The organism is Peptoniphilus sp. BV3AC2, assembly GCF_000478945.1.
In the GTDB taxonomy this organism is placed as follows: Bacteria; Bacillota; Clostridia; order Tissierellales; family Peptoniphilaceae; genus Peptoniphilus_B; species Peptoniphilus_B duerdenii.
The window spans coordinates 164,699-189,255 of the sequence record NZ_AWXD01000008.1 but is presented as its reverse complement, the minus strand read 5'-3'; the positions used below and the strand labels follow the sequence as shown (position 1 = coordinate 189,255).

Here is a 24,557-nt window from a genome sequence, read left to right as displayed (position 1 = left end):
CTTTTCTACGAGAGGAGGGAAACTATGTCAGAAATAAGAGTTGGAGAAAATGAATCTCTAGATAACGCCCTTAAAAGATTTAAGAGACAATGTGCTACTAATGGAGTGCTAAAAGAAGTTAGAAAGAGAGAACATTACGAAAAACCAAGCGTAAGAAGAAAGAAAAAATCTGAAGAAGCGCGTAGAAAGAAATTTAAAAGATACTAAAGAAGGTGCAGTATGTCAATAAAAGAAAAGCTTATGCAGGACTTAAAAGCTGCAATGAAATCTCATGACAAGATAAAAAAGGACACCATCACCATGGTGCGCGCTGCCATCAAACAGATTGAAGTCGACAAGAGAGTTGATCTTTCCGACGAAGAAGTTATAGACATAATTTCCAAACAATATAAAGAAAGAGTATCTTCAATTGACGAGTTTAAACGTGGCGGTAGAGATGATTTAGTCGCTCAAACAGAAGAAGAAATAAAGATAATTCTCGAGTACCTACCAAAGCAATTAACAGATGAAGAATTAGAAGATATAATTAAAGAAGCCATCGAAAAACTATCCATCACATCTAAGAAACAAATTGGTGAACTTATGAAAGAAGTTATGCCAAAGGTGAAGGGAAAAGCCGATGGGAAAAAAGTAAATTCCATTGCTTCTAAGTATTTAAATTAAGCCTAGGATTTCCTAAGGCTTTTTTTTCTAAGGAGATCTTATGAAAAAGCTAAAATATTTAATCATAATTATTCTCATGATGTTTATCTCTGTCCATGCAAAAGAAGCTGTGGTTATAGATATAAGTGGAGAAATAAATGAAGCTACACTCATGAATACGAAACGCGCGCTGAAATGCGGATCCGAAAATAAAAAGGATGTAGTATTTAAAATATCTTCAAAAGGCGGTTCCACCAAGGCAGCATTTGATATAGCAAATTTAATTTTAAATTCAAATTCAAATACTATTGCCTATTGTGAAGAGCCCACTGAGGCAGAATCTGCCATCATAGCTCTAAGCTGTGATAAAATTTATTTAAATCAAAAACATGCAGTAATAGGAAATATAAATAAGAATTTAAAAGATAATTCCAAGAATTTAAACGAATTTCTATCTAGAGTTGAAAAAAAGAAGGGAATCAGCAAAGATGCCCTGGATATGCTTAAGAAACCTATTGGAAAAAATATTTCTAAACATAATCCAGAGATTCTCATAAGTTCAAACGATGCCCTTGACTATGGAATATCTGATGGCTCGGTAAATGATTTCAAAAATGTACTGGAACTTGAAGGAATTTCTTCTGTAGAAAATTACCAAGAACCACAAGAGATAAAGTTGCTTAATTTTATTTCAAATAGGTATGTAAGCACAGCTATCTTGACCATAGCTCTAGTAGCCATGATTATAGAAGTATTTAGCCCTGGGTTTGGATTCTTTGGGACCCTTTCAATACTATTATTTATAGTATTTTTTGTAGGAAATATAATTATCACAGAGTCGAGTGTATATGTTGCCCTTTTATTTATGGTGGGAATTGCACTTATACTTATTGAAGCAGTGATACCAGGATTTGGAATCTGCGGCATAATGGGAATCATCCTTTCCGTAGCGGGAGTAATCCTTGCCATGGGAAGTTTTGAAAGAGGACTCGTGCCAACGGCATCAGCTATGATTGTAGGAATATTTGCAACGAATATAATGATAAAGAGAGGAATGAAGTCAGAGTTTTTAGAAAAGATTTCTTTAAACGATTCTCTAACTTCTACCAAGGGATACCTATCAGTGGATAGACCCGATGTCAGCGTGGGCGATGTGGGATATACCCTCACACCTTTAAAACCTACAGGATTTATCTTTATAGAAGGGGCAAAACTCGAAGCAATTTCAGAAGACGGAATGATAGAACATGGAGAGAAAATCGTCGTGTCAAAAGTCGACGGATCAAAAGTAATAGTTAGGAGATAAAAAATGGGTGGAAACATAATTTCTAATATCTTAAGTGGAGGAATAGTAGTAGCAGTAATAATATTTCTAATATTATTCTTTTCATTCGTACCAGTAGGCTTATGGATTACAGCATATTTTTCAGGTGTTAAGATAAGAATTTCAACACTAATTGGAATGAAGCTTAGAAGAGTAAGCCCTAGAAGAATAGTAATTCCTATGATAAAGGCAACCAAAGCAGGACTTGATTTAAAAATCGAAAATCTAGAAGCTCATTACTTAGCAGGAGGAAATGTAAACACTCTAGTAGATGCTTTAATAGCATCAGAAAGAGCAAATATTCCACTACAATTTGAAAGAGGAGCAGCCATAGACCTAGCAGGTAGAAATGTACTTGAAGCAGTACAAGTATCTGTAAATCCAAAGGTAATTGAAACTCCAAACATATCTGCAGTTGCCCAAGACGGTATCGAAGTGGTAGTTAAAGCAAAGGTAACCGTAAGAGCAAATATAGAAAGACTTGTGGGAGGAGCTGGAGAAGAAACTATAATTGCAAGGGTAGGAGAAGGAATTGTAACCACAGTAGGTTCATCTATGTCTTACAAAAACGTTCTTGAAAATCCAGATTCAATTTCAAGAGTAGTACTAGAAAAAGGTCTAGATTCAGGAACAGCATTTGAAATATTATCAATTGACATCGCAGATGTAGACGTAGCTAGAAACATAGGTGCTAGACTTCAAACAGATCAAGCAGAAGCTGACAAGAGAATCGCAGAAGCAAAAGCATCCGAAAGACGCGCAATGGCACTTGCCCGTGAACAAGAAATGAAAGCGGAAGTTGAAGCCATGAGAGCGAAGGTTGTGGAAGCTGAATCTCAAGTACCACTAGCAATTGCAGAAGCATTTAAAGAAGGCAACTTAGGTGTAATGGATTACTATAAAATGCAAAATATAGAATCTGATACAGATATGAGAAAGGCAATTGCAAAACCAAAAGAAAATAAAAATCTCAAAAAAGAAAATTAAAAAAATAGACAGGCGTTTAAAAAGATAACACGATTATCAATTAGACGCCTGTTATATTTTTCGGGTTTGGGTATAATAAAAGAGAAAGGTATAAATTTTTAGGAGGTTATTATGAAATCATTAAAAGGAACAAAAACAGCTAAAAATCTTATGATGTCATTCGCTGGTGAATCACAAGCAACCATGAGATATAAATATTACGCAAAGGTAGCAGACAAAGAAAAATATATTCAAATCAGAGATATTTTTGAAGAAACTGCAAGAAACGAAGAACAACACGCAAAGAGATTCTACAGATTCTTACAAAAGGATTTCTTTGACGAAGAAATCGAAGTTGTACAAAGCTTCCCAGTTCATCTAGATGAAAAGAAAGGAACACTTTCTAACTTAAAGGCAGCTGCAGCAGGAGAAGAATTTGAACATACAGAAATGTATCCAGAATTTGCAAAGATTGCAAAAGAAGAAGGGTTCGACGAAATAGCTGTTGCATTCACAGAAATCGGTGAAGTAGAAGAAGCTCATGATAAGAGATACAGAGCTCTTATCAAAAACATCGAAGAAGACAAAGTATTTAAAAAAGACGAAGTAGTTCTATGGCACTGCCTAAACTGCGGATATATTCATGAAGGCAAAGAAGCTCCAGAAGTATGTCCAGCATGTCTACATCCACAAGGATTCTTCGAAGTATACTCAGAAATTAAATAATTTAATTTAATTAAGAACAACAAATTATTTAAAAATTATAGAGACTTCCATAGGGGAGTCTTTATTTTTTTACTTAATTTAATTTTAAAATGGTATAAAAAATAGCATTCTTAGGCGAAAGTAGTATTTTCCTTTTATTAAGAATACAGTAGTGTTATAATGATTGTGACTAAAATAAAATTACTAGACAGGCGATTAGCCTGTTTTATTTAATGATATAAATTTTTATTTTGAAATAATTACGCAAACTTTTAGGAGGAAATATGAAAGCTTTAGTTGTAGGTGCTGGAAAACTCGGTTATAGACTTGCAGCTGCACTTATAGATGAAAATTATGAAGTAACCGTAGTTGATAATGATGAAGCTGTAATTAAGAATATTCAAAATTCTCTAGACGTACTTAGCATCTGTGCAAATGCGCTTGATTTTGGTGTGCTCGAAGAACTTGATATTTCTAAATTTGACTATGTACTTGCCACTACTACAAATGATGAGGCAAATGTAATACTATGTACAATTTCCAAAAAACTCGGTGCAAAATATGCCATTGCAAGGGTAAGAGATCCAGAATATATAAAGCATCTTGGATTTATTTCTAAAGAACTTGAAATAGATAAAATTATCAATCCAGATTTTGCCACTGCAAGGTCCATAGTTAAGTACCTCATGAAGAGATACCAACTTTATTCCAGCGAATTTGCAGGTGGGAAAGTATCCCTAGTTGAATTTAATATTGGTACTGATCCAAACTTCATCGGCAAAAGAATTATGGATATTGAAAATATAAATGATCTTTTGATTTCTGCAATTTCAAGAAGTGGAGACGCAATCATTCCGAATGGTCGTACTGTGCTTGAAGAAAATGACGTAATAATCTTGGCAGGAAAATCTGAAAATATAGAGATCTTTGACAAAGAACACACAGGAGTTAAGAAGACAAAATCCCTTAGAAGTACCATGATTCTTGGCGGTGGAAAGACTGGTCTATACCTTGCCATGCTTCTTTTAAATGAAAATATAGATGTTACCATAGTTGAACTAAATAGGGAGAGATGTTTTGAGTTAAAGGAAATGGTTCCTGATGCAGAAGTTATAAACGGAGACGGTACAGACATTGCAATCCTAGAAGAAGAAATGGTTCACACCTACGATTCATTTGTAGCTGCAACCGGTATTGATGAGGCAAACTTACTTATGAGTCTTGTGGCGAAACAGACTGGAATTTATAAATCCGTTGCTAAGATTTCAAGAACTAACTACGACAAGGTCTTGGATAAACTCGATATAGATGCAGTGTTTAATACTTCTTATATCACTGCAGCGGAAATTTTGAGAGAAATAAGGGGCAAGAACTCCCTTTCACTTCACCTACTACTAAATGGACAGGTGGAATGTATTGAACTTATCATAAAAGAAAGACAATTGGTCTGTGGCAAAGCTCTTGAAGAATTGAACCTTCCTGATGGTGTGCTTATCATCGCAGTTATAAGAAATAACGAGATGATAGTTCCAAATGGTAAGACTGTATTGGAATCAGGAGACAGAATAGTTTTATTTGCTATGCACCAAGTTGCACATAAGATGCAAAAGATTTTTTCTTCCGAAGGAAAGATAAAGGATGCAATCAATTCTTTGATGAATAGAGGATTAGCAGATGAATTATAAACTTATTTCAAAGATACTTGGCTATATTTTAATAATAGAGACGGCATTTATGGCACCATCTCTTCTACTTAGTTTGGTGGATAGAGATGGAAGTTATAATGGTTTTATAATCCCAATGGCAATTTCTTTGGTCTTGGGATTAATTTTAATTAATCTAAATACAAAGAAGAAGTCTCTTTCACCTAGAGATGGAATTTTAATCGTAACCGCTTCGTGGATACTCGTTTCCCTTGTAGGAGCAATTCCACTTTTTATATCTGCACATATGACCTACATCGATTCATTTTTTGAAATTGTATCAGGATTTACTACCACAGGTGCGACGGTTATATCTGGAATAGAATCATATCCAAGATCTGTAATCTTTTGGAGATCTATAACCCACTGGATTGGCGGTATGGGAATACTTGTATTTACAGTTGGACTACTTCCAAAACTTGGAGTCGGTGGATTTCAAATTTTTAAGGCGGAATCTCCTGGACCAGTTGCAGGAAAGATCGAGTCCACCATTTCTCAATCATCAAAGAGACTCTACATCATATATATTATTTTATCTGCAGCACTTTTTATTTGCTTAAAGATTGCAGGTATGCCAGTTTTCGATTCATTGATCCACACCTTTGGTGTGCTTGGAACAGGAGGATTCTCATCTTATAACGATTCCTTTATGTCCTATCCAGGAAATGCCGTGCACTTCATCCTTTCTCTATTTATGTTTTTAAGTGCAACAAACTTTACAATTTACGCACTTATAACGAGGAAAAAATATAAAGAAATTTTGCAAAATGACGAACTAAAGCTTTGGATTATAATTACCTTAGGTGCCATTACACTTATCACCATAGATTTATTTTCAAAAGGTTATCCGTCACTACTTTTAGCTTTTAGAGACTCAGCCTTTCAAGTAACATCCATATCCTCCACATCTGGATTTGCAAATGCAGACTATGATATTTGGCCAAGTTTTTCTAAATTTATCTTGCTAATACTTATGATATTTGGAGGATGCGCAGGTTCAACAGGCGGCGGAATCAAGGTGACAAGAATCTCTATTCTATTAAAATTAATAAAGAGAGAAATGAAAAAGGCGACCCATCCAAAGGCGGTCATCCCAGTTATAACAGACGGGAAAGTTCTATCTGACGAAGTTGTGCTTGGAATAAATGCCTATCTTGGAACTTATTTTGTAATAGCGTTAGTATCCACTGGAATCGTAACACTTTCTGGAGTAGATTTAATAACGGGATTTTCTTCAGTTGCAACTACACTTTCAAATGTAGGGCCAGGATTTGGAAAAATAGGCCCGACGAAAAATTTTGCGTTTTATAGCGACTTTTTCAAAATATATTTCAGTGGACTTATGTTACTAGGAAGACTTGAATTCTTCACAATTTTGGCACTATTTACAAGAAGTAGACATAGGAAAGACATCATTAAATTATAAATAAAAAAACGCGTTCAGAAAAATCTTGATTCATTGAAAAAAACATTAAAGGGGTAAAATATAAATAGGTAGTTGTTGAATATAAGAAAGAATGGTGGAATATGAAGAGTAAAAAGATAGGTTTAAAATCATTTTTATTAGTTTTGATCTTAGCCATCATCACTACTGGATGTTCCAAGACAAATGATGCTAAAAAAGAGACGAAAGATTTTGACAAAGAAAAAGCGTTTAATGAAATTGTAGAAGAAAAAGATTTAAATAGTTATATCTTAAACTCAGAGATAACTTCGAAATCAGAAAAAGATGGCGATGAATACACATCTAATGGAACTTTGGAAATAATAAAAAATCCAATGACCTACCACTCAACAGGCACTAGCGTAGATGGAGATAAGAAGCTAGAGTTTGAAGAGTATGTCACAGATGGATTTAGGTATCGAAAAAATGAAGACGGTCAATGGACAAAAGAAAACTTCGATGGAGAAGGAAAAGCTACCTTTGTTTCAAAAAATAATATAAATGAAGATTCAATTTTAAAACCACTTAAACAGTACTATGTAATGAGTGAAACGGATAAGGATATAGTGGCAGATTTAAAATCCACTCCTCAAAATATAGACGAGATTAAAAATATTATTTTTGAAGACAAAGACGCTCCATTCTACAAGGAACTAGAATCCATAGAAGCTAAATTCATATTCGATAGAGAGACCAACTATCCAAAGTCATTTGAATGGGAATTAAAATTCACAGATGAAAATGGAAAGGCCAAAACCATAAGAGAAAGCGGAAGCTACGAAAAGGTAAATGAACTAAAAGAGATAGAATTACCAGAAGAAATTAAAAATTTATAATATAACCGGAGAAACAATACTCCGGTTTTTGTTTGCAAAAAATTAAATAATAAAAAATTTATTTTAAATAAATAGTGCACTTTTAAAGTTTTCATTTCTTGAAGATATACTACAAGTCTACTATAATTTAAGTAAGGAGGGGCAAATGAAAACAGATTTTGAGATTTCGAAGGAAGCACATATCTTACCAATAGAAGAAATTGCGAAAAAACTCGGTGTAGATATGAATTATGTGGAAGCGTATGGAAAGTACAAGGCGAAGATAGACCCGAAGGCGATTAAAGAAAAAGAAAATTCCAAACTTATATTGGTAACGGCGATTACTCCAACCCCAGCAGGAGAAGGAAAGTCAACTGTAACCATAGGACTTACAGATGGACTAAATAGAATCGGCAAATTTACAGTGGCTGCACTTCGTGAACCATCGTTAGGACCAGTTTTTGGAATCAAAGGCGGAGCTTGCGGCGGTGGATATGCACAAGTAATTCCAATGGAAGATATAAATCTTCACTTCACTGGAGATTTACACGCAATTACCACTGCAAACAATTTACTTATGGCTCTTATCGACAACCATATCGAAAAGGGCAACGAACTTAGGATTGACGAGAGAGAAGTAAAAGTTAGAAGGGTAATGGACATAAACGACAGAGCCCTTAGAAATATTGTAGTGGGCTTAGGCGGAAGAAATATGGGCTATCCGAGAGAAGATCACTTCATGATCACAGTTGCATCAGAAGTTATGGCTGCACTATGCCTAGCAAATTCTCTAATGGATTTAAAAGAAAGACTTGGAAATATTGTATTTGCAGATAATATGGACAAAGAACCTCTCTACGTTAGAGATTTAGGCGCAGAAGGTGCCATGGCTGTAGTCCTAAAGGACGCAATCAAACCAAACCTTGTGCAAACTCTTGAAAATAATCCTGCAATCATCCACGGCGGACCATTTGCAAATATCGCCCATGGATGTAACTCAGTACTTGCTACAAAGATGGCTCTTTCTATCGGAGACTATGTAGTTACAGAAGCTGGATTCGGTTCTGACCTCGGCGCAGAAAAATTCATGGACATCAAGATGAGACTTTCAGGGCTTAAACCAGATTTAACGGTGGTAGTCGTAACTATAAGAGCGCTTAAGATGCACGGTGGAGTTGAAAAAGATCACCTTTCAGAAGAAAATCTTGAAGCATTAAGAGAAGGCTTTGCAAATGCGAAAAGACATATAGAAAATATGCAAAAGTTCGGTGTACCTGTAACAGTTGCGATAAATGTATTTAAAGACGACACAGAAAAAGAAATCGAACTTCTAAAAGAAATGGTTAGAGAAGTGGGAGTAGAAGCTACTGAATGTAGAGGATTTGAAAAGGGAAGCGAAGGCACTAAAGACCTTGCAAAGGTAGTTGTGGAAACCATTGAAAATAACAAATCTGATTTCAAACCTATCTACCCTCTTGAACTTTCAATCGAAGAAAAGATAGAAAAAATTGCAAAGGAAATCTACAGAGCAAAGGGCGTTAACTTCACAGCGGAAGCTAAGAGAAAGCTAAAATACATGAAGGAACATGGATTTACTAATCTACCAGTATGTATCGCCAAGACCCAATACTCCTTCTCAGACAATCCAAAGGCACTAAATGCTCCAGAAGATTTTGAAATAACCGTAAGAGATTTAAATCTATCTAACGGAGCAGGATTTGTTGTAGCACTTACAGGAGATATTATGACCATGCCAGGTCTTGCAAAAGTACCAGCAGCACTTAAGATGGACATCGACAGCGACGGAAATATAGTGGGACTGTTCTAATGCTCAATAGAGATTTTACAGATTTTATAGAAGATCTATCCTCAAATAGCCCTGCTCCAGGCGGAGGAGCAGTGGTGGGAGTAAATGCCATACTAGGGGCATCACTTCTACTTATGGTGGTAAATCTAACTATAGAAAATAAAAACTATTTAGAAGTAAGAGACGAAGCTATAAAGATCAGGGACGAACTCTTGGAGATAAAAGAAATCCTAATGGATGCACCTCAAAAAGATGCAGAAGCTTTTACAGAAGTTGCCAAGGGATTTAAGATGAAAAAATCTACAGAAGAAGAAAAAAGAGCCCGAAGCGAAGTAATAGAAAGAGGATATAAACTAGCTACAGACACGCCACACCAAGCGCTTAAAACCATCGCAAGACTTATTCCAATAGGCATGAGACTTTACGAAATTGGAAATCAAACTGCCATAGGAGATGTGCTAGTTGGACTAAAGCAAGTTGAGATTGCAATATTTGGTTCAATAGAAAACATGGGACAAAATATTAAATCCATAAGAGATGAAGAGTATGTAGCTAAGATGCAAGTTGAAATAAAAAAATATTTAAAGATGATGCGAGGACTTAGAGCAAGCCTCGACGAACTTATTTAAATTGCCGGAGTTATCTCCGGTTTTTTATTTTTTTACTATAAGAAAATGTCATTGGATTTGGTGTAATCTGTTGAAGTAGTGAAATCTAAATGATATAATTACATTAGTGTTACACATATTTTACACTAGTATTAAAACTTACTACGAACCAAAATTGAAAAGAAATACTAGTAAAAAATTTAAATAAAATTTGGGGGATTAATTTGAATAGCAAGCTAGACTTTGAGTTTTATAAAAAAAGTGCAGACTACATACTTTCTAAAATAGATTTCGTACCTGAGATAGCTATTGTCTTGGGATCTTGTCTTGGAAATTTATCAGAAGAAATAGAAAATAAAATCATAATAGATTACAAGGACATACCTAACTTCCTTGATGCGACTGTGGATTCCCACGCAGGCAAACTTATCCTAGGTGATTTAAGTGGCAAGAAAGTCGTGTGCATGTCCGGGAGATTTCACTACTACGAAGGGTATGACTTCGAAGAACTTACGATACCTATGAGGGTTATGCACCTACTTGGATGTAAGATGGTGATCCTTACCAATGCAGCGGGAGCAGTAAACGAAAGCTTCGTTGCAGGAGATATTATGATTATAAAAGACCAAATAAAATTAAACGGTGCAAGCCCTGTAAGAGGAAAAAATATACCTGAGTTTGGTCCGAGATTTTTCGATATGTCAAATACCTACGACAAAGAATATATTGAAGTAGCAAAAGAAGCTGCTAAGATTTCCGAAATAGATATAAAAGAAGGAGTTTACTTCTACATGCCGGGACCACAGTTTGAAACTCCTGCAGAGATAAGAGCCATAAGAGCATTGGGAGGAGATGCGGTAGGCATGTCCACCGTTACGGAAGCAATAGTAGCTGCCCATTGTGGCATGAAGGTGCTAGGGCTTTCGCTTATGAGCAATATGGCAGCCGGAATACTAGATGTTCCACTAACAACTGAGGAAGTAGACGAAACTGCTGAAAGATCTGAAAAGAAATTCAGGGTTTTGTTGAAAAATATATTAAAACAAATGTAAAATGGAGGATTTTATGAAGAGAAAAATCGCACTACTGTTAGCTGTACTTATGCTAGCTACAACCATTACAGCTTGTGGAAACAAGACTGGTAATGAAAAGGCAAATGCAAATGCAGGAAAGGCAGAATCAGGAGAAGCTAAGAAGAAGATAGCTTTGGTAACTGACCCTGCAGGAACTCAAGTATTCGTACTTAACATGATCGCTGGTCTAAAAGATGCAGCTGAAGAACTAGGATTCGAACCAATCGTAGTTGAATGTGCTGACGCAGCAGCTTTTGAAGAAAACACAAGAGCTCTAGTTGAAGAAAAAGTTGACCTTATCATCGGTGGAGGTTGGCCATCAGGAGAAGCTATAAACAAAATCGCTTCAGAATTCCCTGACGGAGCTAAATATGCTCTTATCGACTCAGAAGTTGAAGCTGAAAATGTAAAATGTATTTCATTTAGAGAACAAGAAGGTGCTTACCTAATCGGTATGATCGCTGCAATGGTAACAGAACCTGATGAACAATTCTTCGGTGGAGTACACGTTAACCAAGGAGTTGGATCTTGGAAATGGAGATACGGATTTATGGAAGGTGCAAAATCAATCAAACCTGATTCAAAATTCGTATTCAACTACACAGGATCATTCAATGAACCTGCAAAGGCAAAAGAATTTGCAATCCAACAATATGAACAAGGCGCAAGATTCATAAACGCAGCAGCAGCTGGTGGAGACAAAGGTGTATTCGAAGCAGCCCTTGAAAAAGGATTCTACACTTCTGGACAAGACATCGACTTAACAAATCCAGACAACAAGTACATCGTTTCATCTCAAATCAAAGACTCTTACGCAACTGTTAAATACTTAGTAAAACAATTTATGGAACAAGGTGATAACTGGAAATCTGACAACGAAGAATGGGGACTTGAAGAAGGAACTATCGGTGCAGTTTATGTAACTCACGAAAGTAAAAACCCAAGAAGTGACAGACTTACTGATGAAGATATTGCAAAGTTAAAAGAAGCAGCAGAAAAAATTAAATCAGGAGAGTTAGACCTTAAAACATTGCCAAAAGAAGAAGATTATAAGTAAAATTTAAATGTTGGAGGCTATGCCTTCAACATTTTTTTATAAAGGAGAAATATGTTACTTGAAATGAAAAACATCAGCAAGTCATATGACAATGTGCTTGCTAATGACGATATAAGTCTTAATCTAAATGAAGGAGAGATCCTGTCCATCGTCGGCGAAAATGGCGCCGGTAAATCCACAATTATGAAAATCCTCTATGGAATAGAATCAAAGGACAGCGGTCAAATCTTGATTAGAGGCGAAGAAGTAAATATAAAGAGCCCAAGGGATGCAATCAAACACGGAATTGGAATGGTTCAACAACATTTTATGCTATTTAATCCATTTAAAGTTTTTGAAAATATAGTTTTTGGAGAAGAACCTAAAAAGGGAATGTTTTTTGATAGGCAAAAGGCGAGAGAAGATGTAGTAGAACTATCTAAAAAGTATGGACTTAAGATAAATCCAGATCAAAAAGTGGAAGACTGCCCAGTTGGGATTCAACAGAGAATAGAAATCTTAAAGGTGCTATACCAAAACGCAGAGATAATAATCTTCGACGAACCTTCTGCTGTTTTAACTCCACAAGAAGTTGACGAACTTTTGATAACTATAAAAGAGCTTTCAAAAGTTGGCAAGAGCATCATACTTATAACTCACAAACTAAATGAAGTTATGGCTGTTTCCGATAGAATATTCATCATGAAGAAGGGTAAACACATAGCTACCTTTAACAAAGAAGATACTTCCATTGAAGAAATTTCTTACCTAATGGTTGGAAAAAAACTTACTGAAAATACCATCTGTGATACCGATAAGGACCATGTGGTTTTAAATGTAGAAAATGTAAATTTAACCAACAATGGAGAGGAACTTTTAAAGGATCTCTCTATGAAGATTTATGGCGGAGAAATCGTAGGCATTGCAGGAGTATCAGGCAATGGTCAATCTGAAATCATAGAAGTTTTAACGGGACTTCAAAATGTAGATTCTGGAAAAATTTCTATCGAAGGAAAAGAAGTTCAAAATAGATCTGTGGAAGAGATAAGAGATGCCGGACTTGCAGTGGTGCCAGAGGACAGATATCTTTGGGGCTGTGCGAAGGAAGCTGACCTAAGAGAAACTACGATTATGCACCACCACAACAAGGAAAGACTTTCTAATAAAGGAATCTTAAAGGGCAAAGAAATCGATAAATTCACCCTAGAGGTGCTAAAAAAATATGATATTAGATATGGATCTCTAGATCAAAAGGCAGGACAACTTTCAGGAGGAAACATACAAAAGTTAATCGTCGGAAGGGAACTGGAACAGAATTCAAAATTTTTAATTGCAGCCGAACCGACTAGAGGAGTGGACATAGGAGCCATGGAAGAGATTCACAACAAACTTTTAGAGAAGAGAGAAAAGGGCGACGCCATTTTACTTATTTCTTCTGAACTTACAGAAATACTTAAACTTTCAGATAGAATCTACACAATTTATGACGGCAGATTCAATGGAGAATTTACGAGAGAAGAAGCAGACTCTGAAAAGATCGGTCTACTTATGATGGGAGGAAAGATTGTTGAAAAAAATTAATTACAAAAGAAGAGCAATGATAGCTTCCCTTGGGCAGACTGCAATTGCAGTGCTCTTTGGACTTTTAGTAGGAACCATCGTAATTTTAATATCTGGTGCAGATCCTGCACAGGTTTATCAAGAGATGTTTAACAAATCATTTTTCTCTTCATATTATTTTTTACAGACATTAACCAGGGCAACTCCTATCGCAATCTGTGCATTTGCAACGGCGATGGCATGGAGGGCAGGATATATAAATATCGGTGTGGAAGGACAGATGATAGTGGGAGGATTCTCTGCGTTAGTTGTGGCACTTCTTGTGCCGGGACCACCTAAACTTGTATTAGTCCTTGCAATAATTGTGGGACTAATCGCAGGAGCCCTATACGCAACCATTGCAGCAGTTTTAAATATGAAGTTTAATGTGACCATCGTCATTTGTACGCTAATGATGAACTACATCGCTGATAATGTGGTATCCTACTTTGTAACATTTCCACTAAGGGCAACCTCTGGAGATGGATTTTCAATTCAAACGGAAGCCATAGGAGATGGACTTAAATTTTTAAGATTTTTTAAAACTTCTACATTCAACATAGGATTTATAATTGCTGTTCTATGTATGATATTTTTAATATTTATATCCAACAAGACCACCTTTGGATACGAATCAAAGATGACAGGATTTAACAAGAATTTTGCCAAGTACGGCGGAGTAAACGAAAAAAAGGTCATGCTTATAACCATGGGATTATCGGGTGCAATAGCTGCACTTGCAGGAATCTGTGAAATATTTGGAGTTAAATATAGATACATGAGCGGAATGTTTACTTCTACTTCCTACGCATGGACCGGACTTATGGCGGCGCTTATTGCAAATTTACATCCAGTTGGAATCTTTGTATCCTCAATATTTTTATCAGGACTACAAGTTGGAGGTCAAGCTATTCAAAGATCTGCAGATATTCCACTTCAACTATCAACGATTATCCAATCTGCAATAACATTATTCGTTTCAGTTAAGATAACTTACAAACACATCGTTAAGAGAAAAAAAATAAAATCAAATGTAGAAGAAATAGCGGAAGGAGATGATAAGTAATGGATATGAATTATTTGGCAAGTATAATCAACTCAACCTTAAGATCTGCAACGCCTGTACTATTTGCAGCACTAGGCTCTGGAATCTGCTCAAAGGTTGGAGTATTTAACATCGCCTTAGAAGGTCAGATGCTCATCGCATCATTTGTAGCCATAGTTGTAAATTACTTCTTCCATAGTGTCATCCTTTCAATTCTTGCAGGGATGCTTGCAGGAAGTATCATCGGCACAATCGTTGCATTTTTACAAGTTAAGTACAAGGCAGCGGACATGGTAATAGGTACTTCTATTAACCTACTTGTAGGTGGACTTACTGCAATATTTCTATATATTATTTTGGGAGTAAAGGGAAGTTTCTCCTCTCCAGAATTAATTTCACTAACAAAGATTAATCTACCAATTATAAAAGATATTCCTTTTGTAGGAAGAGTTTTTGAAAATTTAACAATTTTGGATTATCTATCTTACTTCACTGCATTTTTAATATATGTTTTCCTTTACAAAACCGTTAGAGGATTTAGAACCCTATCAGTTGGAATAAACATAAATGCAGCCAACTCTCTCGGTATCAATTCACTTAGAACTCAGATGATTACTGTAATAATCTCCGGAGCTCTCTGTGGACTTGGAGGAGTTGCACTAAGTCTAGGTCAAGTTACACTTTTTACAGAAAACATGACTGCAGGTAGAGGATTCATTGCAATGGCAGCTGCATCAATGGCGAGAAATCATCCGATATTTTGTATAATATCAAGCCTCTTCTTTGGAGCATGTCAAGCCTTTGGAGTTGCAATACAAAACGTGGTACCAAGTCAACTAACCATGGCAATACCATATACGGCAACCATAATCGCCCTTGCAATATTTGGAAATAGAATGAGAAAGAAAGCGAAATAGGAGAAATATGATTAGAGAAGATAAGGGAATGCCATTCCTACTTAGATATGAAAATGTAGCCTGGTATGAAGATGGTCAGGTTAGAATCTTGGACAGAAGAGTGTATCCAAGAGAAGTAAAATTTGTAAATTGCAAGACCTATAAAGAAGTGGTCCTTGCCATTCAAAATCTCGTAACTCAAAGTGCAGGACCATATACTGCAGTGGGTATGGGTATGGCACTTGCAGCATATGAATCTAGAAATTTAGAAAAGAGCGAAAGAATTAAATTCTTAGAAGAAGCAGAAGACGCACTTCGCAACGCGAGAATAACCACCGCATCTAGGTATGGAATCATAACTTCAAGATGTTTAGAAATTGCAAAAGATGCAATAGAAAAAGGAGAAGATCCGATAGAATTAATCGTAGAAGATACGGTTAACTCTCTCAACAGAAGGTATACAACTATGCAAAAGGTGGGAGATAGTCTTCTAGAACTTATTCCGGAAGGCGGAACACTCTTAACCCAATGCTACGGAGAAACCATAATCGGAACAGTTATAAGAGCTGCAAAGAGAGAAAATAAAATGTTCAAAGTAATCTGTCCAGAGACTAGACCATTCCTTCAAGGAGCGAGACTCACCGCATCATGTTTTGCAGAAGAAGGATTCGACACCACCGTGGTAACAGACAATATGATTGGAGAGATACTTTCCAAGAATATGGTGGACGTATTTAGTTCTGCAGCAGATACAATTACAGAAGACGGATCTGTGGTAAACAAGGTGGGCACATTACAGATTGCTCTACTTTGTAAACACTTTGGCGTTCCATACTATGTTACAGGAATTCCAGATTTAGGAAAGAAGACTCTTGACGATGTGAAGATTGAAATGAGAAACCCAGAGGAATCACTGCTACTTGGAGGAGTAAAACAGACTCAAAAAGGTGTGAAAGGTTACTACCCATCCTTTGATAAAACTCCATTTGAACTTGTAAAGGGAGTGGTAACAGACAAGGGAATCTTTAGTCCGAAAGAACTTAAAAATTATTTCAAAGATAGCGACGGGAAATTTTATTAGAGGTTAAGATGTATTTAGAAGAGAAGAAAGAATTAGTTGAATATGGAAAAAAGATGTCTTCAGAAGGACTATCCTCAGGCACTAGCGGCAACCTCTCCATCTATTTAAAAGAAGAAGAAGTTGTGCTTATTACGCCATCTGGGATTGGATATTTCGACACGACACCAGAAGATATAGTTGTCATGGATCTTGAGGGAAATATTATAGAAGGCACGAGGAAACCATCCAGCGAATGGCATCTCCATACACTATTTTATAAAAATAAACCGGAAGCTAGAGCCGTAGTCCACACCCATTCCAAATTCTGCACAACATTATCGACCCTTAGGATGCCGATAAAGGCGGTCCACTATGTCATAGCAGATGCAGGAACAAACGAAGTTCCTTGTGCACCATATAGAAGATACGGCACAGAAGAACTTGCAAAAGTTGCGGTAGAATCTGCAGGAGAAAGTAACGCAGTCCTCCTTGCAAACCATGGAATAGTAGTATGTGGCAAGAGTTTAAAATCTGCTTACGGACTTGCAAAGGGAATGGAATATGTGGCAGAGATCCAAGTAACAGCCATGAGCGTAGGAGAGCCGGTAGTGCTAAGCAAAGAAGAGATGGACGAAGTGCTAGAAGGATTTAAAACCTACGGACAAGTAAAAAGAGAACTGTAATGGCGCTTATAATAGTTTCTGCAAAAGATAGAGAAGATGCTCACTACAAAGTTATAAAACTTAAGAATAAAGAAGCCTATACGGAAGAACCAAAAAGATTTCAGGATTTTATTTTCGATTATAAAAATGAATTTGAATTTTACGAAAACTATTTGGAATTAAATCTCTATGGAATATCCAAGATAGATAATGGAGAAATTAAATTTATAAAAGAATTTTTAGAATCCATTACTCGATTTTTAGAAGAAAATGCGAAACTAGAAAATAAAATAATAGAAAAATATAATCTATCCATGAAAAAAATAAGAAACTATATCGGTAAACTTATGAAAATACTAGACTTTGCAGAGAAAAACGGCGATGACATAGTAGGCTTAGGTGACTAAGTAATAAACAAAAAAAGAGAGACCGCGAGTCTCTCTTAATTTTAATACAAATAAAATATATTTATTTTCTTCCAGTAATTGCGTTTACAATTGCTAGTAGAATTACTGCTCCGAACACGCCTACTGCAAGTGATGCTTTGGTGCCTTCACCTTGGATAATATTAAACATACCAAGTACGAATCTTCCGATGGATCCACCTACGATACCTACGATGACATTTTTAAATATTCCCATGCTTGCGTTCTTACCCATTATAATACTAGCAATCCAGCCGGCTACACCGCCGACGATTATACTCCAAATCATAATATTCCTCCTTATACTTTATATACCCAAATAATCGAAATTTAAATTTTCTACCAGAAAAAGTGAAAAATTTTCAATATTTTGGTATAATAAATAAATACGGACACGTAGCTCAGCAGGATAGAGCGAGGCTCTCCTAAAGCCTAGGCCGGAGGTTCGACTCCTCTCGTGTTCACCAAAAAAATTAGCACCTTGAAGGTGCTTTTTTTATGCTTGGGGTCATCTAAGTTAATGGAATTATTATACTTCTTAATAGTTCTATAAAACTTAGAATTAATGTATAATTTAATTAAGAAATACAAAGGAGAGTAGCAAATGAGGAAAAAACTAATAACAATAGTAACATTAACAGCTATATTATTATCACCGACAAATATTTTTGCGAAGGATTTTACAGATGTTAAAAAAGGCGACTGGTTCTATGAAGCTGTAACAGAACTAACAGATGCTGGAATAATAAATGGATACCAAGACAACACATTTAAACCAAGTAGAAAGGTAAGTTATGCAGAGTTCTTGACACTTCTAAACAATACACTCGGCGTTAAACAAGGGCCAGACAATAAAAATCCAAGAGAATGGTACAATCCAACTCTTAATGAACTAAAAAGTAAGGGTGTAATAACAGAAAAAATTGCAAATCCAAATGCAGAAATCTCAAGAAATGAAATGGCAAAATATCTATCACTAGGATTAGAAAAGTTAAAGAATCAAAAGCTAAATAAAGCGGAGCCAACAACAATAAAAGACTTTAATAATATCCCAAACGAATACAAAGATTTTGTAGCAAATGTAGTAAATGCTGGACTAATAAAAGGCGATGAAAAACAAAACTTCAATGGTGCTAAATCACTAACTCGTGCAGAAACAGCAATTATTATAAAAGGTTTAGGTGGAACAACACAAGAAGCTAAGAAGCCAACAGTAGATGAACAAGGACTACAATTAACAGACCCATCCAAACCAATGATTTGGAAAGAAAAAATGAAAAGAAAATATGTAAGACAACCACAAGAAGGCGATATAGTAATCAAAGCCGATGGCACAAGAGTAACCCTTGAAAGTGGAGCAGCAGGAATTCTAGGAGCAAGACAAGGAGTAGACCCTTATACAGGACTAATTATGAAAGATGGTTCAATTTTCAAAGAAGGAGATATTGCATTGGATGGTTGGTATTCACTTTATGGGTATGATGGATTTGCGGATGGAAAAGAAAAAATGTCAATGGGTGGACAACCATATAAAATAGACCCAAAAACTGGAGAAGGGCATTTTCAATATGAATGGGTTATATTAAGAACTGCTGGTGCAATACAGCCACCATTGTGGAATGAGAATAAGCAAGCAATCCCATGGGAAAAAGTAGTAAAACCAGGCGATAGACCAATATATGCAACAGATCCATTAACTGGCAATAGCTATACTAGTAATGGACAATATGAATGGACTGGAGATCATTGGGAACCAATAATGTAATGATAATACATCAAAAAACACACAAGTCAGTTGATTTGTGTGTTTTTTAATATTTTTTATATTTAATACTATAAAATTTATGCCCCGACAAATCCTCTTAGAAGTATCGCCACCAAGATATGAGCTGGGTAGAACAGGTAGGTGATGTACTTGGAGAGATGCCTTCCATGGGTGCCATCGTCTAAGTAGATTAGAAGATATGCTGGAAGTACATATGGTGTCTGTATCATTCCAAAAAGCATAGGCAGTAGAAGTGTGATTTTGCTCTTTGATCTTAGGTAGATATAGAATGTATATATCAAAAATACTCCGTAGAATCCATAATCGGTGTGGCAAAATTGTGCAAGGTATCCTATTTGAAATACTGCTGCATATTCTACTATTGCTGCTACATATAGATTTTTAATATTTTCTCTTACATAGCCACTTATGATAAGGGCAAGAAGTCCAAGCGCCAGGGTAAAGAAAATATTGTTATAACTCATTACAAAAAACTTATCGAAAAGAAGGTAGTCGAATAGAACTTCAGAGATAAGTCCAACGCCTACTAGCCTCAGTAGGTAATTTTTTTTATTTTTAGTGTGTATATATCCCACTGCAATCATGTAGGCAAAGAGAGGAAATGATGTCCTTCCGATATTTCTGCCTAAGTGGTAGATGTTTTCCGGTAGTGAAAGTTCAAATGCCGCAGTAAAATGGTCGATGACCATGGTAACTATGGCGATAATTTTTAAAATAAATCCATTGGTTCTTATCTTATTCATATGATTTCTTGTGGATCCTTGTAGTCTTCTTCGTATACTTTTGCTAGAGCGGCATTGGTTATATATCCGCCCATGGTATTTATTCCAAGTTTTAGTCCGTGATTTTCCATTGACTTTTTAATTCCGTCTTTTGCAATTAAGTTTGCAAATTCAGAAGTTGCGTTTGAAAGTGCCTTGGTGGATGTCATTGGAACTGAGCCTGGGATATTTGCAACTGCATAGTGAATTACGCCGTGTTTTACAAAAGTTGGATTGGAGTGGGTGGTTGGATGATTCTTGGTGGTTTCTATTGAACCGCCTTGGTCGATTGCCACGTCCACTATTACTGATCCTTCTCCCATGGATTTTACCATCTCTTCTGTCACTAGACATGGAGCTTTAGATCCAGGTACAAGTACTGTAGATATTACTAGATCTGCTGATTCAACTGCTTTTGAAATATTGTATGGATCTGAATAAAGTGTTTCGATTGAGTTTCCAAATATATCTATAAGTTGAGAAAGTTGTTCCATATTGTGTCCGATTGCGGTAACTCTTGCGCCCATTCCTGTTGCAACTTTAACGGCACTTCTTCCTACACCACCGGTACCGATTATTACTACGTGAGCAGGAGCAACTCCAGGCACTCCGTCAAGTAAGATTCCCTTTCCGCCAGCTTGTTTAGAAAGGTAGAAAGATCCTTCTGTGATTGCCATTCTACCTGCGATTTCTGACATTGGGCGAAGTAGTGGAAGCTTTCCATTTACTTCAACAGTTTCAAATGCAACACCAGTAACCTTGTTCTTTAAAAGTTCCTTTGTAAGTTCTTCGTTGGCAGCAAGGTGAAGGTAACAAAATATAATTAGTCCTTCACGGAAGAATTTATATTCTTCTTTTAGAGGTTCCTTAACTTTGTAAATCATATCCGCTACTTCCCAACAGGTTTTTTGATCTACAATCTTAGCGCCTTGAGATTTGTATTCTTCATCTGTGAAACCTGAAGATATGCCGGCGCCTTCTTCTATATAGACTTCGTGACCAGCTAGGGTAAGAGTGTTTACAGCACCTGGTGTAATGGCAACACGGAATTCATTGTCTTTTATTTCTTTTGGAATTGATATTTTCATATTAACCTCACTCAAATATTACTTTATAATCGTCTAATAATCCGTCGATACTAAAGGTTTCTAGGAGTGCATCCTTGGAATGTTTTTCGGCTTCAGTTAAAAGACCTTTTTTGATAGCTTCCTTTTCAACATTGTCCTTTTGGTCAGTAGCAAAAGATTTAAAATCTTCAACTTTTAGAGGATTGAAGATTGAATTCTTTTCATCGAAAATCTTGATTGAATCTTCGTCTATTTCGTGGGACAAAATCTTCGCCTCTGGAAGATTTACCTTGATCTCTTTTTTATTATTATCAACGGCAACAGTTACATCATTTAAGTCGATGCCAGACTTTATACTTCCGTTATAGGTTATTATAAATTTCTTTTCAGTAAAAGGAACTTCCCAACCATAAAAAGTCTTGACATTGGAATAGGTAACCATCTTTGTGTACTTGTATTCCAGCGTCGAAAGTTCTCTAATACTATTTAATCTATTGGTAAGAATTGTGGAGTCGACTTTGGTATTGTCCTTTTTGCCGCCATAGAAAATCCCTGCGGCAAAACTGGCACCAATTAATATAATAGAAATTAAAACTATAGTTCTCTTCTTGATAAGATCATCTCCTTTAATAATTTATATAAGTTTATCATAAAATGGATAAATTTTTAAGATAATAGAAAAAATAAATAAAACTTGCTATAATAAAATAATAAGGAGGAATATATGGACGATGGAAGTGGAGGGTTAATACCTCAGCTTATTTTAATATTTATACTTACGCTAATAAATGCGTTTTTCTCAGCAGCAGAACTGGCGATAGTATCGGCTAATAAAACTAAGATAGAAAATCTAGCAGATGATGGAAATAAGAGAGCGAAGACTCTCTTAAGAGTCACAGAAGATCAGACTAGATTCTTGTCAACAATACAGGTTGGTATAACATTGGCAGGATTTTTCTCATCTGCATCAGCGGCAACATCCGTATCTAAAATGTTAGGTCATTATTTTGTCGAATTGGGAATTTATTATGGACCTACATTGGCACTTATAATAGTAACATTTGTACTATCATTCTTCACATTGGTGTTTGGAGAACTTGTACCTAAGAGAATTGCACTACAAAATGCAGAATCAGTAGCACTATTTTCAGCAAAGCCAATCCAAATTTTTACAATGCTTACCTATCCATTTGTGAAACTTGCATCCTTTGCAACGACAATAACACTTAAAATCATGGGTAAGTATAGCGAAGATGTTGAAGAAAAGATCTCAGAAGAAGAGTTAAAGGGATATATAAAAGTATCCACAGAACAGGGTGTAATCAATTCTCAAGGGGAAGAGATGATCGTTAAAATAATGGACTTTGACGATAGACTCGCCTACGAAATCATGACCCCGAGAACCAATATCTACATGCTAGACTACGATGAATTTAACGCAGATGTAATTCCAGAGATTCTATCTAGAGGTTACTCAAGGGTGCCAGTATATAGAGAAAACACAGATAATATAGTAGGAACGATTTATATAAAAGATCTATTCTTGGAATACGCAAGAAACGACTACAAGAGTGTAAACATCGACAACGTACTGAAAGAACCATACTTCGTGCCAGAAACCAAGAAGATTGACTCACTGCTAAAAGAACTTCAAGAAAATAAAAGCTATCTTGCAATACTTATAGATGAGTACGGTGGATTTTCTGGAATGGTAACTATGGAAGACATAGTAGAAGAGATAGTCGGTGAAATCGAAGACGAATACGACAAGGACGAACCGAAGATTGAAAAGGTAAATGAAAATACATTTATAATCGATGGAAGGTTGAATCTAGAGGATATAAACGACGAACTAGGAACAGACTTAGAATCAGACAACCACGAAACAATCTCAGGACTTATGGTAGAACTACTTGGATTTATTCCAGACGATAGCGACAAGATCATGCACTCAGTAAAATACAAAGACATATATACACTTACAGAATTAACAGCAAAAGATAAGAGAATAGAAAAAATAGAACTAAAAATTGAAGAACCACCAGTAGGTGAAGAGGAAGAAGAGGAATAACCTCTTCTTTTTTATTGAAAAATAAAAAACTCTGCAAAACGCAGAGTTCTTTAAAGAGAAATTTTTATTTAATTATTATAAACAGAGTTTAACTTCTCCTACTACTTCGTCTCTGTGATTTTTAATGTCTTTGCTATATAGATTATCGAAGTAGTCATAGTCTTCTTTTTGTATAACTTCTAGTTTTTTCAAAAGTTCTATTAAAACTAGATTTCTCTTTTCGCTGATTCCATCATAGGTTTTTATTGCTATGCCGAGTTTTCTATCTGGCAAGAATCCTCCGAAATATCCATTTGCTCCTGATTTTACTATGATTTTTCCTGGATATTTTGAGATTAATTTATGGTCTATTCTGTCTGATCCTGAAGTGTATTTAGAATTGTTTGTGATGGCGTGGATGATATCTTTTGCTGCTTCTTCATATCCATCTAGATTTTCGTAGTCAGATAGTCTTGCCATTCCATGGGCAAATTCCCTCATGGTCATTGCATGTACTGGCACTCCGCATCCATCTACTGAGATGTGTTCTCTCGGTATTTTACACATACATATTTTTTCAATATTTTCTGTTATTTTTTGTTGTACTGGATGATCTATTTTATAGTAATCACCTAGACTACAACCGTTGATTAAACAGGAAAGTAGCATGCCTGTGTGCTTACCACTGCAGTTGTTGTGGATGTCTCTTGGCTTTATGCCTTCTTTTTTCATTCTTTCTGCTACATCTTCTTTGAAAGGATAGTGGGGACCACATTTTAAATAACTTTCATCTAGTCCCGCTTTTTCTAGGATACCTCTTACAGTTTCTATGTGGAAGTCTTCTCCTGAGTGGGAAGCGCAGATTATTGCAATTTCTTTTTCCGTAAGATTAAATTTTTCTTTTGCTCCTAAGCTAAGCGGTGTGATTGCTTGCATTAGTTTTGCAGATGATCTTGGATAGGCGATTTCTTCGCTGTTTCCTTTTTCGTATACGATATTGTTTTTTTCGTCTACAACTACTACAGTCCCGAAGGTGTACATATCTTCAAGACTGCCACGGGTTGTAATAGCTAATTTTTCCAT

General features: G+C 35.9%; 25 protein-coding genes and 1 tRNA gene. 21 read left to right on the top strand and 5 right to left on the bottom strand.

What is annotated here, in order from left to right; all coding sequences use genetic code 11:
- The first annotated feature begins 24 nt into the window (after nt 1-24).
- The 18 genes from rpsU to HMPREF1252_RS02650 all read left to right on the top strand — a co-directional run bounded on the left by rpsU (nt 25) and on the right by HMPREF1252_RS02650 (nt 17,792).
- Nucleotides 25-207 (top strand): 30S ribosomal protein S21, encoded by a 183-nt coding sequence (gene rpsU / locus HMPREF1252_RS02735; protein ID WP_008901599.1) that lies wholly within the window; start codon nt 25-27, stop codon nt 205-207.
- 12 nt (nt 208-219) lie between these two features.
- Complete coding sequence (locus HMPREF1252_RS02730; RefSeq protein ID WP_023059347.1) at nt 220-663, top strand: GatB/YqeY domain-containing protein; 444 nt, start codon at nt 220-222, stop codon at nt 661-663.
- A 40-nt stretch (nt 664-703) separates the two neighbouring features.
- A complete protein-coding gene (locus tag HMPREF1252_RS02725; RefSeq protein WP_023059324.1) occupies nt 704-1,948 on the top strand; it encodes a nodulation protein NfeD in 1,245 nt (414 codons plus the stop codon).
- Nucleotides 1,949-1,951: 3 nt separating this feature from the next.
- On the top strand, nt 1,952-2,953 hold the full coding sequence (gene floA, locus HMPREF1252_RS02720) for a flotillin-like protein FloA (RefSeq protein ID WP_023059373.1): 1,002 nt from the start codon (nt 1,952-1,954) through the stop codon (nt 2,951-2,953).
- A gap of 111 nt (nt 2,954-3,064) precedes the next feature.
- A complete protein-coding gene (gene rbr, locus HMPREF1252_RS02715) occupies nt 3,065-3,658 on the top strand; it encodes a rubrerythrin (RefSeq protein WP_008901603.1) in 594 nt (197 codons plus the stop codon).
- Between the two features lie 263 nt (nt 3,659-3,921).
- Nucleotides 3,922-5,322 carry a Trk system potassium transporter TrkA gene (gene trkA, locus HMPREF1252_RS02710; protein WP_023059192.1) on the top strand — a complete coding sequence of 467 codons (1,401 nt, stop codon included), beginning with the start codon at nt 3,922-3,924 and terminating at the stop codon, nt 5,320-5,322.
- Nucleotides 5,312-6,766, top strand: a complete 1,455-nt coding sequence (locus HMPREF1252_RS02705; RefSeq protein WP_023059198.1) for a TrkH family potassium uptake protein — start codon at nt 5,312-5,314, stop codon at nt 6,764-6,766. Before trkA ends, HMPREF1252_RS02705 begins: the two co-directional genes overlap by 11 nt.
- A gap of 101 nt (nt 6,767-6,867) precedes the next feature.
- Entirely contained in the window at nt 6,868-7,620 is a 753-nt protein-coding gene (locus HMPREF1252_RS02700) for a DUF6612 family protein (protein WP_023059269.1), read from the top strand.
- A gap of 145 nt (nt 7,621-7,765) precedes the next feature.
- Nucleotides 7,766-9,427 carry a formate--tetrahydrofolate ligase gene (locus HMPREF1252_RS02695; RefSeq protein ID WP_023059323.1) on the top strand — a complete coding sequence of 554 codons (1,662 nt, stop codon included), beginning with the start codon at nt 7,766-7,768 and terminating at the stop codon, nt 9,425-9,427.
- A complete protein-coding gene (locus tag HMPREF1252_RS02690; RefSeq protein WP_023059139.1) occupies nt 9,427-10,035 on the top strand; it encodes a cyclodeaminase/cyclohydrolase family protein in 609 nt (202 codons plus the stop codon). Before HMPREF1252_RS02695 ends, HMPREF1252_RS02690 begins: the two co-directional genes overlap by 1 nt.
- A 203-nt stretch (nt 10,036-10,238) precedes the next feature.
- Nucleotides 10,239-11,066 (top strand): purine-nucleoside phosphorylase, encoded by an 828-nt coding sequence (locus tag HMPREF1252_RS02685; RefSeq protein ID WP_023059265.1) that lies wholly within the window; start codon nt 10,239-10,241, stop codon nt 11,064-11,066.
- 13 nt (nt 11,067-11,079) lie between these two features.
- Nucleotides 11,080-12,144 (top strand): BMP family ABC transporter substrate-binding protein, encoded by a 1,065-nt coding sequence (locus HMPREF1252_RS02680; RefSeq protein ID WP_023059238.1) that lies wholly within the window; start codon nt 11,080-11,082, stop codon nt 12,142-12,144.
- A gap of 51 nt (nt 12,145-12,195) precedes the next feature.
- Nucleotides 12,196-13,704: an ABC transporter ATP-binding protein gene (locus HMPREF1252_RS02675; protein WP_023059361.1), complete on the top strand. Its 1,509-nt coding sequence runs from the start codon at nt 12,196-12,198 to the stop codon at nt 13,702-13,704.
- On the top strand, nt 13,691-14,788 hold the full coding sequence (locus HMPREF1252_RS02670) for an ABC transporter permease (protein ID WP_023059307.1): 1,098 nt from the start codon (nt 13,691-13,693) through the stop codon (nt 14,786-14,788). The genes HMPREF1252_RS02675 and HMPREF1252_RS02670 overlap by 14 nt, the downstream gene beginning before the upstream one ends.
- Entirely contained in the window at nt 14,788-15,684 is an 897-nt protein-coding gene (locus tag HMPREF1252_RS02665; RefSeq protein WP_008901613.1) for an ABC transporter permease, read from the top strand. Before HMPREF1252_RS02670 ends, HMPREF1252_RS02665 begins: the two co-directional genes overlap by 1 nt.
- 7 nt (nt 15,685-15,691) lie before the next feature.
- Nucleotides 15,692-16,744, top strand: coding sequence for an S-methyl-5-thioribose-1-phosphate isomerase (locus tag HMPREF1252_RS02660; protein WP_023059398.1), 1,053 nt, complete (start codon nt 15,692-15,694; stop codon nt 16,742-16,744).
- 8 nt (nt 16,745-16,752) lie between these two features.
- Nucleotides 16,753-17,406 carry an L-fuculose-phosphate aldolase gene (locus HMPREF1252_RS02655; RefSeq protein WP_023059360.1) on the top strand — a complete coding sequence of 218 codons (654 nt, stop codon included), beginning with the start codon at nt 16,753-16,755 and terminating at the stop codon, nt 17,404-17,406.
- Nucleotides 17,406-17,792, top strand: coding sequence for a hypothetical protein (locus HMPREF1252_RS02650; protein WP_023059411.1), 387 nt, complete (start codon nt 17,406-17,408; stop codon nt 17,790-17,792). The genes HMPREF1252_RS02655 and HMPREF1252_RS02650 overlap by 1 nt, the downstream gene beginning before the upstream one ends.
- Nucleotides 17,793-17,853: 61 nt before the next feature.
- Here the strand turns inward: HMPREF1252_RS02650 and HMPREF1252_RS02645 are convergent, their stop codons facing one another.
- Nucleotides 17,854-18,099, bottom strand: a complete 246-nt coding sequence (locus tag HMPREF1252_RS02645; RefSeq protein WP_023059199.1) for a GlsB/YeaQ/YmgE family stress response membrane protein — start codon at nt 18,097-18,099, stop codon at nt 17,854-17,856.
- 101 nt (nt 18,100-18,200) lie between these two features.
- Here HMPREF1252_RS02645 and HMPREF1252_RS02640 point away from each other — a divergent pair.
- Together HMPREF1252_RS02640 and HMPREF1252_RS09480 are read left to right on the top strand one after the other, a co-directional pair.
- Nucleotides 18,201-18,277: transfer RNA gene (locus HMPREF1252_RS02640), tRNA-Arg, on the top strand.
- 137 nt (nt 18,278-18,414) lie between these two features.
- Nucleotides 18,415-19,575, top strand: a complete 1,161-nt coding sequence (locus HMPREF1252_RS09480; protein WP_023059153.1) for an S-layer homology domain-containing protein — start codon at nt 18,415-18,417, stop codon at nt 19,573-19,575.
- A gap of 77 nt (nt 19,576-19,652) precedes the next feature.
- Here the strand turns inward: HMPREF1252_RS09480 and HMPREF1252_RS02630 are convergent, their stop codons facing one another.
- From HMPREF1252_RS02630 to HMPREF1252_RS02620, 3 genes are read right to left on the bottom strand one after another with little or no spacing between them, the layout of a single operon-like run.
- The gene (locus tag HMPREF1252_RS02630; protein ID WP_023059338.1) at nt 19,653-20,339 is read right to left on the bottom strand and encodes a protein TraX; all 687 of its coding nucleotides are present in this window, start codon (nt 20,337-20,339) and stop codon (nt 19,653-19,655) included.
- A complete protein-coding gene (gene ald / locus HMPREF1252_RS02625; RefSeq protein WP_023059301.1) occupies nt 20,336-21,445 on the bottom strand; it encodes an alanine dehydrogenase in 1,110 nt (369 codons plus the stop codon). Before ald ends, HMPREF1252_RS02630 begins: the two co-directional genes overlap by 4 nt.
- A 7-nt stretch (nt 21,446-21,452) precedes the next feature.
- Nucleotides 21,453-21,905: a DUF4230 domain-containing protein gene (locus tag HMPREF1252_RS02620; RefSeq protein ID WP_255324964.1), complete on the bottom strand. Its 453-nt coding sequence runs from the start codon at nt 21,903-21,905 to the stop codon at nt 21,453-21,455.
- Nucleotides 21,906-22,148: 243 nt separating this feature from the next.
- Between HMPREF1252_RS02620 and HMPREF1252_RS02615 the strand changes: the two genes are divergently transcribed.
- Nucleotides 22,149-23,495 carry a hemolysin family protein gene (locus HMPREF1252_RS02615; RefSeq protein WP_023059355.1) on the top strand — a complete coding sequence of 449 codons (1,347 nt, stop codon included), beginning with the start codon at nt 22,149-22,151 and terminating at the stop codon, nt 23,493-23,495.
- A 75-nt stretch (nt 23,496-23,570) separates the two neighbouring features.
- Here HMPREF1252_RS02615 and HMPREF1252_RS02610 read toward each other — a convergent pair whose 3' ends face one another.
- On the bottom strand, nt 23,571-24,557 hold the full coding sequence (locus tag HMPREF1252_RS02610) for an asparaginase (protein ID WP_023059311.1): 987 nt from the start codon (nt 24,555-24,557) through the stop codon (nt 23,571-23,573).